This window comes from Myxococcus sp. AB025B (assembly GCF_006518215.1).
GTDB lineage: Bacteria > Myxococcota > Myxococcia > Myxococcales > Myxococcaceae > Myxococcus > Myxococcus fulvus.
Map to the genome: position 1 here is coordinate 1 of NZ_SRLW01000273.1, position 13,292 is coordinate 13,292.

Genomic DNA, 13,292 nt, shown 5'->3' on the forward strand with positions numbered 1-13,292 from the left:
GGGCACGACGGGGTGGGCCTCGCCTGTCACGCGCCCGACACGGTGGGCCGCCGGATGCTCAGAGGACGACGAGCAGGCCGAGCGACGCTGTCGGGTAGACCTGCCGCAGCTTCAGCTCACCATTCGAGATGCGCAGCGTGCGCACGTCCGTGAAGGTGAAGCCCGGGCCACCGCGCGCCGTCAGGCCCAGCCGCCCCGCGCCTGGCCGCCACATGAGTCCCACCGCGGGCTCCACGAACGCCGCCGTGCTCGCGCTCTGCGAAGGGCCCTTGCCCGTGCGCGCCACGAACTCCTCGAAGCCCGCCGTCAGCCCGACGAAGGGCCGCAGCGCGCCGTTCGCGAACGTCGTCACCGTGTAGCGCGCGTCCGCGCCCACCGCGTAGTTGAGCTTCACCTCGCCCAGCTCCGCCCCCTCGAAGCGCGTGCGCACGCCCACCGCGTTGCCCCACTGGCCCGCGCGCGCCATCAGTCCGAAGGAGAACGGCCCCTCGAACCGGGGCGAGATGTCCAGTCGCACGCCGTACATCGACGCGTCCAGCGCGGGCGGCTGCAGCTCCAGCAGCACCGAGCCCCGGCGCTCCCGCTCCCGCGACGGAATCAGCTCGCCCGCGTCGTCCGCCAACGCCGGTGCGCCCATCAGCACCGCCGCCGCCAGCACTCCCGTCAGGACTCCCTTGGACTGGACCTTCATCTCGCGCTCCCGTGTTTTTAGTCGTTCGACTAATTTAGTTACACGACTAACTAAGGCTGCGCCCGGGTGATGTCAAGGCGACCGGGCGGCCGGCATCGGGGTGCTTGCGGGTAGGTGTGTGGCGTCCTATGGGAGACAGATGGCCCGTCCACGCAGCCCGAAGAAGCCTTCGTCCCCTCCGCCGGAGCCGGCGCTCACGGGAGAGCCGGATGCCCGGGAGCGGCTCATCGCCGCCAGCTCGCGCGTGTTGGCGGAGCGGGGCTACGACGCGACGACGGTGAAGGAGGTGGCGCGCGTGGCCGGGGTGAACCAGGGGCTGGTTCACTACTACTTCGGCAGCAAGGACGCGTTGCTGCTCGCCGTCACGCGCGCGCACAGCGCGCAGTACGTGGCGGAGCTCAAGAAGCTGCGGGACGAGACGCCGCTGGAGGACCTGGCGGACACCAGCTTCGCGTGGGGCGAGCGCCACCTGCGCGCGTCACCCGAGCAGTTCCGGCTGCGCTACGAGCTGTTCGCATTGGGGCTGCGCAACGCGGAGCTCACCTCGGCGGTCTCCGAGCTCCAGGCGGAGGGTGACCTGGAGGTGGCACGCACGGTGGCGCGCTATCGGGGCGGGGAGGCCTCGCGCCCCGAGCCCCTGGACCACCACTACGCCGTCATCATCAAGTCATGCTTCGACGGACTGGCGCTCCAGGCGCTGTTGGATCCCAAGTTCGACCCGGGGCCGGTGTACGCGCTGCTGAAGCATCTGGTGCTGTCGAGTGTCGACGGACCCGGGAGCGGCAAGGCGCCAGCGCGTCGGGGAACTCGGAGCCAGGCGCGTCGAGGCACCCCGAGGCCTCGACGTCGCCCGAGCACTCGGCCCCGCCGTTGAGCGTCGTCAGAGGGCGGTCTGCTCGCCGGGCGTGAGGAACCGCACGCGGCGGTCTCCCTGGAGCGCGGCGCGGACCTGGGCCTCGGTGGAGAGGGGCTCGAAGGCGCCCGCGTACGTCACGGTGAGTCCGTGGGCGGTGGCGTGGCCTGTCCACAGCCGGGTGTCATCCTCTACTCGGAGGACCTGGACCCCGGGGGCTCCGGCGGGCGTCCAGGTCGAGACGGTGATGGGCCGCGCGCGGGGCATGGGATGTTGTCCGGCTGGATGCTTTCTATCTCACGTTTAAGGCCTGTACGAGGTATGGGGCGTCGTGTCAGTCGGTGGCGTCGCGATACAACGCGTCGAACCGGGCCTTTTCTGGCGGCCAACTGGGCCGGAGGATGAGACATGCCAGGAGCCACAGTGGGGCTTCGCGTGGGGGGAGCACGCATGGGGACGGATGCAGAAGGGGCGTTGCGCGCCGTGCGGTCTTTGGTGGAGCTGGAGGACACGGAGCAGGCCGCGCAGCTCTACGAGGAGCTGGGCGCCTCCCAGCGCGAGCGACTGCGCAAGCAGGCCGCGCAGGGGCCGGTGAAGGAGCGGCGCGGGTTGGTGGAGGTGCTGCGACGCGCCCGGGACTTCCTGGGCGCCGCGCGGCTGATGGACGGCAGCGGTGACGACGCCGCGGCCGCCGACCTCTACGTCCAGAGCGGCCAGTACCTGGAGGCGGCGGAGGCCTGGCTGCGCGCGGGTGAGTCCGAGCGCGCCGCGTTGGCCTTCGAGCGCGCGGGGGCCCTGGAGCGCGCGCTGGAGGTGTACCGCGGCCTGGGCGCGCGCGAGTCCATGGCGCAGTGCCTGGTGCGCCTCAAGCGGCCCTTCGACGCGGCGGACCTCTACCGCGAGCTCGGTCTGCCCCACGCGGAGGTGGAGACCCTGGGCTGCGTGACGCCCGAGGACCCGCGCTACATCGAGGCCGTGCTGCGCATGTGCCGGCTGCTGGACGTCGAGGGCTTCACGCACCGCGCGCTCGCGGTGCTGGTGGACGCGCTGACCAGCTCCGACGTGGCGCGGGCCGAGCCGGCGATGGTCACCGAGCGCGCGCGGCTGTTGCGTCGCATGGGCATGAACGCGGAGGCGGAGGCGGTGCTCGGCCGTCGCAACACGCCCTCCACCACGCCCGTGGCCAACGGCTATCGCTTCCTCAAGGCCATCCCCATCTTCAGCGAGCTGTCGCTGGAGGACATGAAGGACCTCTACCGGCAGGCCCGGCAGGTGGTGCTCGCGCAGGACTCCGTGGTGCTGGAGAAGGGAGAGCCCGGCGTGGCGCTGCTCGTCCTGATGGAGGGGACGGTGGACGTCTTCAGCGGCCCGGAGTCGGACGCGCGGCTGCTCAACTCGCTGGGGCCGGGGGAGTACCTCGGGGAGATCTCCCTGGTGCAGGACGCGCCGGTGTCCGCGCACGTGCGGGCCCGCACGGCCGTGCGCGCGCTGCGCATCAGCCGCACGGCCTTCGAGCACTACCTGGACACCCACGAGGCCGCGGCGCTGCGCATCTACCGCCTCTTCACGCAGAACCTCGCGGCCCGGGTGCGCGCTCTCAGCGCTTGAAAAGGCGGCTCACTTCCAGGAGCAGCCCTTGATCTTCTCGCAGAAGGCCGCGTTCGTGGCCTTCGTGCACTCCATGGCCAGCCCCATGCACCGGTTGGTGGAGTACGAGTAGGAACAGCCGGGCTGGCTGTTGCAGAAGACGCTCGAGTACACGCCGCAGAAGGTCGCCTTGCCGGTGCACTGGCCGCCCTTGCTCGGCGCCGCGTCCTCCGCGGCCTGCTCCGTGTCCTCCTTCACGGGAGTTTCCTGCTTCGCGCCGTCCTTCTTCGGGGAGGACTGGGTTTTCGTGTCCTTGGGGGCCGCGGCCTGTTCGTCCGCGTGCGCGGGAGCACAGGCGAGCAGCACCAGGGTGGCGAGCATTCCCACGAGGAGTCGAGGCTGCGCTGCGTGGCGAGACATGGGCGTCCTTTCGGCGAGGGGCTCGGCTTTCGCCCCGGCGTGATGAGAACAGCGCACTGTAGAGGACTCCTTCCGGGCGTGGGGAAGAGGGCACGGCGGGTGGCTCGGCTCACCCAGGAGGTGGGTCCTTTTCGCGCGACTGTCATCGACGTGGACGCAGCGCGCGGCTAACATGTCCGGCTTCATGGCCAGGCAGGATGGCGCCAGCGAAGATCCCGACCGGGGGCGGCGCATTGGAAAATACGAGATCCTCACCCGCCTCTCGATGGGAGGGATGGCGGAGCTGTTCCTCGCCTTCACCTCGGGGCCGGGCGGATTTCGCAAGTTCGTCGCCGTCAAGCAGATCCTCCCGGACATCAAGAAGGACGAGCAATTCGTCCAGATGTTCCTGGATGAGGCGCGGATCACCGCGGCGTTCTCGCACGCGAACATCGGACAGGTCTTCGACCTGGGCGAGGACGGCGGCGAGCTGTTCCTGGCGATGGAGTTCCTGCCCGGGCAGAACCTGGAGCAGGTCATCAAGGCCGCCTCGCGGCGCCAGTACGGGCTGCCGCTGGGGTTCATCGGTCGGGTGATCCGCGACACGTGCCTGGGGCTGCACTACGCGCACCACTTCACGGACCCGTCGGGGCGCTCGGTGGCGGTGGTGCACCGGGACGTGTCGCCGAAGAACGTGATGCTCACCTACGACGGCGTCGTCAAGGTGATCGACTTCGGCATCGCGAAGGCGAGGGGGCGGCTGGGGCGCACGCAGGTGGGCACGGTGAAGGGGACCAGCGGGTACATGTCCCCGGAGCAGGTGCGTGGCCACGCGATGGACGGCCGCAGTGACTTGTTCTCCGTGGGCGTGATGCTCCACGAGATGCTCACCGGCCAGCGGCTGTTCAACGGTCCGCACGAGGCCGCGGTGATGTTGCAGATCGTGGAGGCGGACGTCACGTCGCCCCGCGCCGCCAACCCGGACATCCCGGAGGCGCTGGACGCGGTGGTGATGCGCTCGCTGGCCCGGGACGCGGCGCAGCGCTTCACCAGCGGCCGTGAGATGGCGCGCGCCATCGAGGCGGCGCTCGGCCCGGAGCTGTTCGACGAGGATGGCGTCACCGCGGTGATGGGCGAGCTGTTCGAGGAGAAGCGCCAGAAGACGCGCACGCTCCTGGAGCTGGCCAGCCGCGCCGAGGACGCCCGGGTGAGCGAGGCGGCCGGCGAGCTGCAGCAGGACGACGTCGGCGAGATGGGCGCCACCGCGCAGCTGCCGACCCCGACGATGGCCCGCACGGTGGCGCGCTCGGATGGGAGCAGCGCGCCCAAGCCGACGCCGCAGCGGCGCGCGGATGGGAGCAGCGCGCCCAAGCCGGTGCCCCAGCGGCGTCCGGCCACGCCCACGGACCCGGAGGTCCCCACCCGCGCGGGCAGCGGACCCAAGCCGGTGCCGCAGCGGCGCACGGGGGCCGAGGCGGCCTCGACGACGCCGCGTGCCCCGCGCGCGCTGCTGGAGGCGGGCGGCACGTCCCGCACGCCGCGCCCGCGTCCCGCCGCGCGCGAGGAGCCGCTGGAGGACGTGGACTCGCTCGACGAGCCGAGCGACCTGTCGACGCAGCAGTTCCGCACCCGTCCTCCGCGCCCGGGCGCTGGCTCCTCGGGCCGTGGCCGGGGCGTGTCGCGCTCGGACACGCCGGTGCAGACGCCGGCCGCGAAGCCGAAGTCCCGCTGGATGGGGCGGCTGTTCCTGCTCGTGCTGCTGGGGGCCGTGGGCTGGGCCTCGACGCAGCCCATGGTCCGCGCCCAGTTCGTCCCCGCCTTCGAGTCCGCGAAGGCCTGGGTGAAGGCGGAGCTGGATCCGCAGCCGCCCGTGGACCCCACGCTCAACGCCGCGTGGCCGCCCCAGCAGAAGCCGGGACCGCCGCCGGGCTTCCCTGGCACCACGCCCGCGCCGGACCCGCGTCCGGGCGCCCAGGCGGAGGCGCCCTCCGCGCCGGAGCCCACCGCCCAGGTCGAGACTCCGCCCGAGCCGTCCCCGGCCGTGCCCGACGTGCGCCCCGCGTCCACCTCCACGGCGCGCAAGGGGAAGGAGACGCCGAAGGAGGAGCCGGCCCGGACCGCCGAGGCCTCCAAGCCCGTCACCCGAAAGCCACGGGTGTACGCCGGCAAGGAGAAGCCGGAGGACGAGCCCGTCACCACGATGACGAAGGACCCGGACGCGCTGGCGGAGGTGATGGACACCAGCACGCCCAAGGGCGCGGCGAAGGCCGGGCTGGGGTGGATCACCCTCTACACGGTTCCCCGGGCGGCGGTGTTCGACGGCGCCACCCAGCTGGGCACCACGCCGCTGTTGAAGTTCCCGCTGCCGGTGGGGACCTACACGCTGCGGCTGGTCGACCCCACGAGCCCCGACGGGGTGAGCCGGCGCCTGTCCGCGCCGGTGAAGCCCGGCGAGGTGACCAAGCTGCAGATTCGACTGGCGGACCTCCCTCTGTACAAGGAGTGAGCGCCGTCCTTGACGCCCTCGGACCCCCTCAATAGGGTCCGCGGGCTCTTTTCCTTCGACGCACTGCGAGAAGGACACCCATCGCTATGTATTTCCAGGACCTCATCTTCACGCTCCAGAAGCACTGGGCCGACCAGGGCTGCCTCTCCACGCAGCCGTACGACCTCGAGGTCGGCGCCGGCACCATGGCCCCGACGACGTTCCTCCGCGCGCTGGGGCCGGAGCCCTGGAACGTGGCGTACGTGCAGCCCTCGCGTCGCCCCGCGGATGGCCGCTTCGGTGAGAACCCGAACCGGCTGTTCCAGCACCACCAGTTCCAGGTCATCCTCAAGCCCGCGCCCAAGAACGTGCAGGAGCTGTATCTGGAGTCGCTGCGGAAGATCCGCATCGACCCGCTCGAGCACGACATCCGCTTCGTCGAGGACGACTGGGAGTCGCCCACGCTCGGCGCCTGGGGCCTGGGCTGGGAGGTGTGGTGTGACGGGATGGAGGTGACGCAGTTCACCTACTTCCAGCAGTGCGGCGGCTTCGACTGCAAGCCCGTCTCCGCGGAGCTGACGTACGGGCTCGAGCGCATCTGCATGTACCTGCAGAACGTGGAGAACGTCTTCGACATCGAGTGGGTCAAGGGCGTGAAGTACCGCGAGGTGTTCCACCCGAACGAGGTGGAGATGAGCCGGTACGCGTTGCAGGAGTCGGACGCGGCCATGCTCTTCTCGCTGTTCGATGCGTACGAGAAGGAGTGCAAGCGGCTCATCGAGCGGCAGTTGCCGCTGCCCGCGTACGACTTCGCGCTGAAGTGCTCGCACACGTTCAACCTGCTGGACGCGCGCGGCGCCATCTCCGTCACGGAGCGCGCGGCCTTCATCAAGCGCGTGCGCGACAACGCGCGGCTGTGCGCGGAGGGGTATCTCCAGATGCGCGAGCGGCTGGGCTATCCGCTGCTCAAGACGCCGTGGACGGTGGGGGAGCAGCCCGCCATCCTCGAGGGCAAGGCGGCCAGCGACTATTGGAAGACGGTGCAGCTCAACAAGCCGGTGGAGAAGAAGGAGAAGGCGGAGGTGACCCGTGGCGCGTGATCTGCTCCTGGAAGTGGGCGCGGAGGAGATTCCCGCCTCGTTCATCGCTCCCGCGCTGGAGGACCTGCGCCGGGTGGTGACGGAGCGCCTGGCGGACGCGCGCCTGGAGCACGGTGAGGTGAAGGTCTACGGCACGCCCCGGCGCCTGGCGGTCTGGGTGCGCGACGTGGCGGACGCGGGCAAGGACGTGGTGAAGGAGGTGCTGGGGCCCAGCGCCAAGGCCGCGTTCGACGCGCAGGGCAAGCCCACCAAGGCGGCGGAGAAGTTCGCCGAGGGGCTGAAGCTCTCGGTGGACCAGCTGGGCCGCGCGCAGACGGCCAAGGGCGAGTACGTGTCCGCGCGCGTGGAGGAGAAGGGCCGCGCGGCGGCGGACATCGTCCCGGACGCGCTGCACGCGGCGGTGCACTCCATCAACTTCCGCAAGTCCATGCGCTGGGGGGACGTGGAGTCCTCCTTCGCCCGGCCCGTGCAGTGGCTGGTGGCGCTCTTGGGCGGCGACGTGGTGCCCGTGGTCTTCGGCGACGTGAAGAGCGGCCGCGTGACGTACGGCCACCGCTTCCTGTCGCCCGGCGCCATCGAGCTGAAGGCGCCCGCGGACTACGAGGCCGCGCTGGCGAAGGCGAACGTGGTGGCGGACATCGGCAAGCGCCGCGCCATGCTCGTGGAGAAGGTGACGGCGGCGGCGAAGGCGGCCGGCGGCGCGCTGCTCGAGGACGAGGGCCTGGTGGACCAGGTGACCAACCTGGTGGAGCTGCCCAGCCCCGTGGTGGGCACGTTCGAGGAGCGCCACCTGGACCTGCCGCCGGAGGTGCTGGTGCAGGAGATGAAGAGCCACCAGCGCTACTTCTCGCTGGTGGACGGGGCGGGGAAGCTGTTGCCCAAGTTCATCGCCGTGTCGAACACGCCGGTGCGCGACGAGCAGCTGAGCCTGCGCGGCTACCAGCGCGTGCTGCGCGCGCGTCTGGCGGATGGCCGCTTCTTCTTCGACGAGGACCGCAAGACGCCGCTCGCCGACCGCGTGGAGAAGCTGGGCCGCGTGGTGTGGCAGGGGCAGCTGGGCACGTATCTGGAGAAGGTGGAGCGCTTCCGCTCGCTGGCGGTGTGGCTGGCCGGGCATGCGAAGCGGGCAGGGGAGAGCGCCACCATCGAGCGCGCGGCCACGCTGGCCAAGGCGGACCTCGTCACGGGCATGGTGGGCGAGTTCCCGGAGCTGCAGGGCGTCATGGGCCGCGAGTACGCGCGCGCCAGCGGCGAGCCGGACGCGGTGGCCCTGGCCATCTTCGAGCACTACCTGCCGCGAGGCGCCGAGGACGCGCTGCCCACGCAGGACGCGGGCGCGCTCATCGGCATCGCGGACCGGCTCGACTCGCTGTGCGGCATCTTCGCCATCGGCAAGGTGCCCAGCGGCGCGGCGGACCCGTTCGGCCTGCGCCGCGCGTGTCTGGCCATCATCCGGCTGGTGCTGGGGCGGGGCTACCGCTTCAGCCTGTCGGCGGCGGTGGACGAGTCGCTGCGGCTGCTCGCGCCCCGGCTGGCCAACGTCAAGCGCAAGGCGGGCGAGCCCGCGCCGCGCGAGCAGGTGCTGGAGTTCTTCCGCGGCCGCCTCAAGGCGCTGTGGGGCGAGCAGCACCGCACGGACGTGGTGGAGGCGGTGCTCGCGGCGGGCTTCGATGACCTGGTCGCCGCGCAGAAGCGCCTGGAGGCGCTGAGCCTCATCGTCGGGCGGGCCGACTTCCAGCCCCTGGCCGCGGCCTTCAAGCGCGTGGTCAACATCGTGGAGAAGCAGGGCCGCGACGTGGCGGGGGGGCAGACGCAGGCCCAGAAGCTGGTGGACGACGCCGAGAAGCAGCTCCACGCCGCCTTCTCCCAGGCGCGCACGTCCGTGACGGGCCTGCTCCAGGGGGATGACTTCTCCGGCGCCCTCAAGGAAATCACCGGGTTGAAGCCCGTGGTGGACACCTTCTTCGACAAGGTGATGGTGATGGCCGAGGACAAGGAGCTGCGGGAGAACCGCATCCGGCTGCTCACGGAGATTGGCGCCCTGTTCAACCAGGTGGCCGACTTCTCGAAGATCCAGGCCGAAGTCGCGGCCTGAGGCCCTCACGAGGCCGCCTGCCCCCCGGGGGATGGAGCACGTCCCCGGGGGCGCCGGTTCGTCGGCTGCCGTTCGCCCGGGAATGACGCGGCCCCTTTCCGGTTGCCCGGGGGGAGGCCCCTTCCTACACTCCCGCCCCCTCTGATGCGCCCCTACCTCGTCACCTCCGCGCTGCTGCTGCTGTCGTCTTGTGTCGACACCACGCAGAAGCCTCCGCCGTCCTCTCGCCTCGTCTATCCGAGCGGTGTCGCCTTCTGGCGCCCCGAGGTCACCTCGTCCACGAACGGCTTCCTGTACGTGGCGGGAGCCAACTTCGACAAGTGCTACGAATCCGGCGCGGTGACGGCGCTGGACCTGGACGCCCTGGGCCTGCGGCCCTTCGGCAAGGACTTCGCCGACGCGGAGGAGCTCGCAAGCTTCCCCGCGCTCTTGACCGACCTGAAGGTCGACGCCAACCGCAGCTACGTGCGCATCGACAGCTTCGCCGGCGAGATGACGCTCTGGACCCCGCCTGGGCGCTCACCCCGCCTGTTCGTCCCGACGCGCGCCGAGGGCAGCTACCTCCAGGTCATCGACGTGGCGGATGACGGGCTGGGCCTGACGTGCGCCCAGTCCACGTCCAACCGCGACTGCCGCGTCAACGCGCTGTCGCTGGTGGGGGTCCCGGGCGCGAACAAGGATGGCGTCCCGGGCGCGCCGGCGCCGCTGGGCGTCACGGTGGACCGCTTCAACCCGGACGGCCGGGTGTGGGTGACGCACACGGAGCTCGTCGGCCCGCAGTCAACGGACGTCCAGCAGTCCGACCTCCAGGGGTACCTGGTGAACCTGCCCGCCGCGGCGCCCACGCGCGAGACGCTGACCACGTCGAGCTTCGTCCCGCTGGGCGTCAACGGGCTGTTGCCGGGCGCGGCGCACTCGGTGGCCATCGGCAGCCGGTACCTGTACGCGTCCGGCCGCAGCTCCGCGACGCAGCAACTGGGCACGCTGTCGGCGGCGTACGTGCTGCGCCTGGTGGACCGCACCGCGACGGACCGCGTGCTGGAGTCCGACGTGCGGAGCATCTACTCCATCCGCGAGGCGCGCGGCGTGGCGGTGGTGTCCCGTCCCCGGCGTGACGACCCGACCCAGGTGGACCTGGACCGCGAGCGCGTCTACCTGCTGGCGCGAGGTCCGGACACGCTGCTCATCATCGACATCGAGGACGCGCGCGCGGACCTGCCGACGCTGCGCGTGGTGTCCGCGCAGTCGCTGCCCGAGGGCGCCAGCGAGCTGGAGGTCATCCCCCGGGCCGCCGGTCGCGGCAACCTGGTGGCGGTGACGGGCAGCGGCGACGAGGCGGTCTCCATCTACGACGAGGAGGTGGGCCAGCTGGTGGCCCAGGTGCTCGTGGGAGACCAGGACCCGGCCCAGCCCAGCCAGCCCTACGGGTTGACGGCGGACGTGCGGGGCAACTCGGCGCGCCTGTTCACCACCACCTTCGGCGACGGACGCGTCGCCGTCATCGACATCCCCAACCTCGACCGGCCGCAGGATGCGCGGCGGGTCGCCCTGCTCGGCGTGCAGCAGCTCCGCGACACGCGTCAGGGCACCAGCGTGTGTCAGGAGTCCTCCCCGTGAAGCGCGGCACCCTCACCGTCCTCCTCGCGTGCGCCGGGCTGGGCGCCGGCTGCTCGGATACCCAGGCCACCACGGGCTTCGCCGGCCTGTCCGGCACCTATGACCTGACCATGGTCGGCGACCTGGTCTTCGTCACGTCCTCGGACCGCGACGAGCTCCAGGTCCTGGACCTGTCGAAGGACCCCAAGCAGTTCATCCCCGCGCCCAACCCGCTGCAGACGCTGGCCATCCCGGTGCTGGACCGGCCGGACTCGCTCACGCGGGACGTGGGCTACAAGGCCGACGGCTCCGACCATGCGGGCCCGTATGTCTACGCGCGCAGCGCCGGCGCCTCGCAGATCTCCGTGGTGGCCGCGGGCCCGGACCGGCTGGTGCAGGTGCTCCGGCTGGAGGGCCGCAGCCTCATCACCGCGTTCGCCGCGCGCTCTCCCGCGCCCGTGCTGGAGGGCCAGGCGCCCGGCCCCGGCGTGCTCTATTACGGCATCCAGGACCCGGACGCGCCCTTCGAGGCCGACACCGGCGGCTCGCGCATCGAGCGTCAGTGGGTGCCCGGTCCCGACGCGCTCGGGGCAGGGGAGGCCGTCCCCGCGGCGGTGACGCTGTTCTGCCTGCAGCCGGGTGAGTCCGTGCAGGCGATGGCGGTGCTCCCGAACGACCAGCTCGTCGTGGCCACGCGCCAGGCCACCGGCCTGACGGGCCGCACGCTGCTGGTGCAGGACACGAACCCGGAGACGAGCGTCGACTGCACCACGCCCTCCGCGGCGGTGCGGGACCTGTCCGGCGGCTTCGACAACTTCCCGGTGCGCTACCTGGCGACGCACCCGCGCGTGTCCATCCCCGACAACACGGAGACGCCGCGGAACGAGGCCCAGGTGATGGAGGCGGGGCAGTTCGTCTTCGGCATCAAGGACGAGCTGTCCTGTGGTGGCGCCACGGAGTGCACGGGGGTGCTCGCCGTGGACACGCTGACGGGCCTGACGGCCACGGACCTGAGCGGCGCGAAGATGCTGCCCATCCGCCCGCCGGACGGTCTGCCCACGGGGCTGGCGCTCATCCCGACGGCGACCCTGCGGCTGCGGCTGGTGGGCCCGGAGGGCACCATCACCACGGACGCCTCCGCGACGGTGCCCCTGCTGGGGTTGATGCCGTCGTCCAACGGCAGCATCACCACGTTCTCCGCGAGCGACCGGCGTCAGTTCGACCTGGATCTGCGCCGCGCCAACGTGGTGGTCGAGGCGCGCAACGAGCTGGAGCAGGCCATCACGGTGGGCGGCGCCTCCACGCTCGTCGACGTGAGCCAGGCGGTGGAGCACCTGTGTGATCCGTCGAATCCGACGGGGCCGAGCGTCACCCGGCGCACGCTGCTCGAGGGCTCGGTGGTGGGCGGGGTGTTCCGCTTCATCTACCAGGGCGCGTTCCCGAGCATGGTGGACCTGCCGCGTGACCTGACCACGCCCACGAGCTTCGTGGTCCCCCAGGCCACCGAGGTCTCCCGGCAGGTGCGGCTCGACGACACCATCGTCCTGGCGAACCAGGACATCCGCTGCACGACGGACCTCAAGGTGACGAGCATCCGGCCCGCGAGCGAGGCCGGCAAGGTGGTGCTCGAGACGACGACGCCCATCCCCGAGGACTGCGCGGAGCTGCCGCTCTTCACGGTGCGCGTCGGCGGGGACCAGCGCTTCGTGCTGGTGAACGACCTGGGCGAGTTCCTGTCCCGCGACGTGGAGGACTCGGGCCCGGGCTACCAGATTCCGACGAGCTACTACTTCCACCCGGCGGACTTCACCCAGACGACGACGGTGCCCGACTCCGCCATCCCCTGTGGCACGCCTGGCGACATCACCGTGCCGCTCTTCCCGCCCACGCCGCCGCCCCTCACGCTTCGTGCGACCGCGACCAACGCGCTGAGTCGGGGTGATCGGTTCGTGGTGTCGGTGGGCTCCGGCGTGCGCAACCACATCTCCGGCGTGGACACGTCCTCGTCCTCGGGCGCGGGCCTGGCGTTCTACACGCTGCCGGGGCCCGTGGTGGCCGCCCAGAGTGGCGGGGCCTCCCTGGCCTACATCGCCTACCCCTCCGCGGATGGAATTCTACAGCTGAACCTGAGCGTGATTATCGACAACGCCGTCAACGCGTTCGGCCTGTCCGCATTCGAGTAATTGGGCGTGGCCAGAGGTGTCTGTTAGAGTCCGGGTCATCCTGTACCGTCCGAGTCAAGACCGATGATCGATCAGAACTCACGCCCTGCCCGCAAGGTCGGTATCGCCGACCACCTGTGGGAGACGTACGAAGACATGGCCCAGCAGATGGGCTCGGACCGCGACGCCCTGATCAACCAGGCGCTCTTCATGTTCGCGCGCCTCAACGGGTTCATCGAGGCGAAGTCCCGGGGGGAGGCGCACGTCGCGCCCGCCGCCGTGGCCGCGCCCTCGCGTCCGTCCCCCGTCGCGGCGGCCCCCGCC

The 13,292-nt window shown here is 71.3% G+C and carries 10 protein-coding genes and 1 pseudogene; 8 read left to right on the forward strand and 3 right to left on the reverse strand.

The genetic code is table 11. From position 1 onward, the window contains the following. Nucleotides 1–58 precede the first annotated feature (58 nt). Nucleotides 59–691, reverse strand: a complete 633-nt coding sequence (locus FL311_RS33240; RefSeq protein ID WP_141331598.1) for a hypothetical protein — start codon at nucleotides 689–691, stop codon at nucleotides 59–61. 139 nt (nucleotides 692–830) lie between these two features. Here FL311_RS33240 and FL311_RS33245 point away from each other — a divergent pair, with 139 nt between their 5' ends. Further along, on the forward strand, nucleotides 831–1,565 hold the full coding sequence (locus FL311_RS33245; RefSeq protein WP_141331600.1) for a TetR/AcrR family transcriptional regulator: 735 nt from the start codon (nucleotides 831–833) through the stop codon (nucleotides 1,563–1,565). Nucleotides 1,566–1,571: 6 nt separating this feature from the next. On the opposite strand, the gene FL311_RS33250 is transcribed toward FL311_RS33245, so the two are convergent. Next, complete coding sequence (locus tag FL311_RS33250; protein ID WP_141331602.1) at nucleotides 1,572–1,811, reverse strand: hypothetical protein; 240 nt, start codon at nucleotides 1,809–1,811, stop codon at nucleotides 1,572–1,574. 183 nt (nucleotides 1,812–1,994) lie between these two features. On the opposite strand from FL311_RS33250, the gene FL311_RS33255 reads away from it, so the two are divergent. Further along, nucleotides 1,995–3,152, forward strand: a complete 1,158-nt coding sequence (locus tag FL311_RS33255; RefSeq protein WP_228557250.1) for a cyclic nucleotide-binding domain-containing protein — start codon at nucleotides 1,995–1,997, stop codon at nucleotides 3,150–3,152. A 9-nt stretch (nucleotides 3,153–3,161) separates the two neighbouring features. On the opposite strand, the gene FL311_RS33260 is transcribed toward FL311_RS33255, so the two are convergent. Beyond that, on the reverse strand, nucleotides 3,162–3,551 hold the full coding sequence (locus FL311_RS33260; protein ID WP_141331606.1) for a hypothetical protein: 390 nt from the start codon (nucleotides 3,549–3,551) through the stop codon (nucleotides 3,162–3,164). 184 nt (nucleotides 3,552–3,735) lie between these two features. Between FL311_RS33260 and FL311_RS33265 the strand changes: the two genes are divergently transcribed. The 6 genes and pseudogenes from FL311_RS33265 to FL311_RS33290 form a co-directional block, all read left to right on the forward strand. Next, nucleotides 3,736–6,036 carry a serine/threonine-protein kinase gene (locus FL311_RS33265; protein WP_141331612.1) on the forward strand — a complete coding sequence of 767 codons (2,301 nt, stop codon included), beginning with the start codon at nucleotides 3,736–3,738 and terminating at the stop codon, nucleotides 6,034–6,036. Between the two features lie 86 nt (nucleotides 6,037–6,122). After that, complete coding sequence (glyQ, locus tag FL311_RS33270; RefSeq protein ID WP_046713338.1) at nucleotides 6,123–7,115, forward strand: glycine--tRNA ligase subunit alpha; 993 nt, start codon at nucleotides 6,123–6,125, stop codon at nucleotides 7,113–7,115. Then, nucleotides 7,105–9,210, forward strand: coding sequence for a glycine--tRNA ligase subunit beta (glyS, locus tag FL311_RS33275; protein ID WP_141331608.1), 2,106 nt, complete (start codon nucleotides 7,105–7,107; stop codon nucleotides 9,208–9,210). The genes glyQ and glyS overlap by 11 nt, the downstream gene beginning before the upstream one ends. Before the next feature lie 144 nt (nucleotides 9,211–9,354). After that, nucleotides 9,355–10,827 carry a YncE family protein gene (locus FL311_RS33280; RefSeq protein ID WP_194869459.1) on the forward strand — a complete coding sequence of 491 codons (1,473 nt, stop codon included), beginning with the start codon at nucleotides 9,355–9,357 and terminating at the stop codon, nucleotides 10,825–10,827. Continuing rightward, the gene (locus FL311_RS33285) at nucleotides 10,824–12,989 is read left to right on the forward strand and encodes a hypothetical protein (RefSeq protein WP_228557251.1); all 2,166 of its coding nucleotides are present in this window, start codon (nucleotides 10,824–10,826) and stop codon (nucleotides 12,987–12,989) included. The genes FL311_RS33280 and FL311_RS33285 overlap by 4 nt, the downstream gene beginning before the upstream one ends. A 63-nt stretch (nucleotides 12,990–13,052) precedes the next feature. Next, a pseudogene (locus FL311_RS33290) lies at nucleotides 13,053–13,292 on the forward strand (FHA domain-containing protein); the annotation flags it as partial.

What these genes read in the sequence shown, in the direction of transcription:
- FL311_RS33240 (WP_141331598.1), bottom strand. Translation starts at nt 691, where the DNA reads ATGAAGGTCCAGTCCAAGGGAGTCCTGACGGGAGTGCTGGCGGCGGCG.
- FL311_RS33245 (WP_141331600.1), top strand. Translation starts at nt 831, where the DNA reads ATGGCCCGTCCACGCAGCCCGAAGAAGCCTTCGTCCCCTCCGCCGGAG.
- FL311_RS33250 (WP_141331602.1), bottom strand. Translation starts at nt 1,811, where the DNA reads ATGCCCCGCGCGCGGCCCATCACCGTCTCGACCTGGACGCCCGCCGGA.
- FL311_RS33255 (WP_228557250.1), top strand. Translation starts at nt 1,995, where the DNA reads ATGGGGACGGATGCAGAAGGGGCGTTGCGCGCCGTGCGGTCTTTGGTG.
- FL311_RS33260 (WP_141331606.1), bottom strand. Translation starts at nt 3,551, where the DNA reads ATGTCTCGCCACGCAGCGCAGCCTCGACTCCTCGTGGGAATGCTCGCC.
- FL311_RS33265 (WP_141331612.1), top strand. Translation starts at nt 3,736, where the DNA reads ATGGCCAGGCAGGATGGCGCCAGCGAAGATCCCGACCGGGGGCGGCGC.
- glyQ (WP_046713338.1), top strand. Translation starts at nt 6,123, where the DNA reads ATGTATTTCCAGGACCTCATCTTCACGCTCCAGAAGCACTGGGCCGAC.
- FL311_RS33280 (WP_194869459.1), top strand. Translation starts at nt 9,355, where the DNA reads ATGCGCCCCTACCTCGTCACCTCCGCGCTGCTGCTGCTGTCGTCTTGT.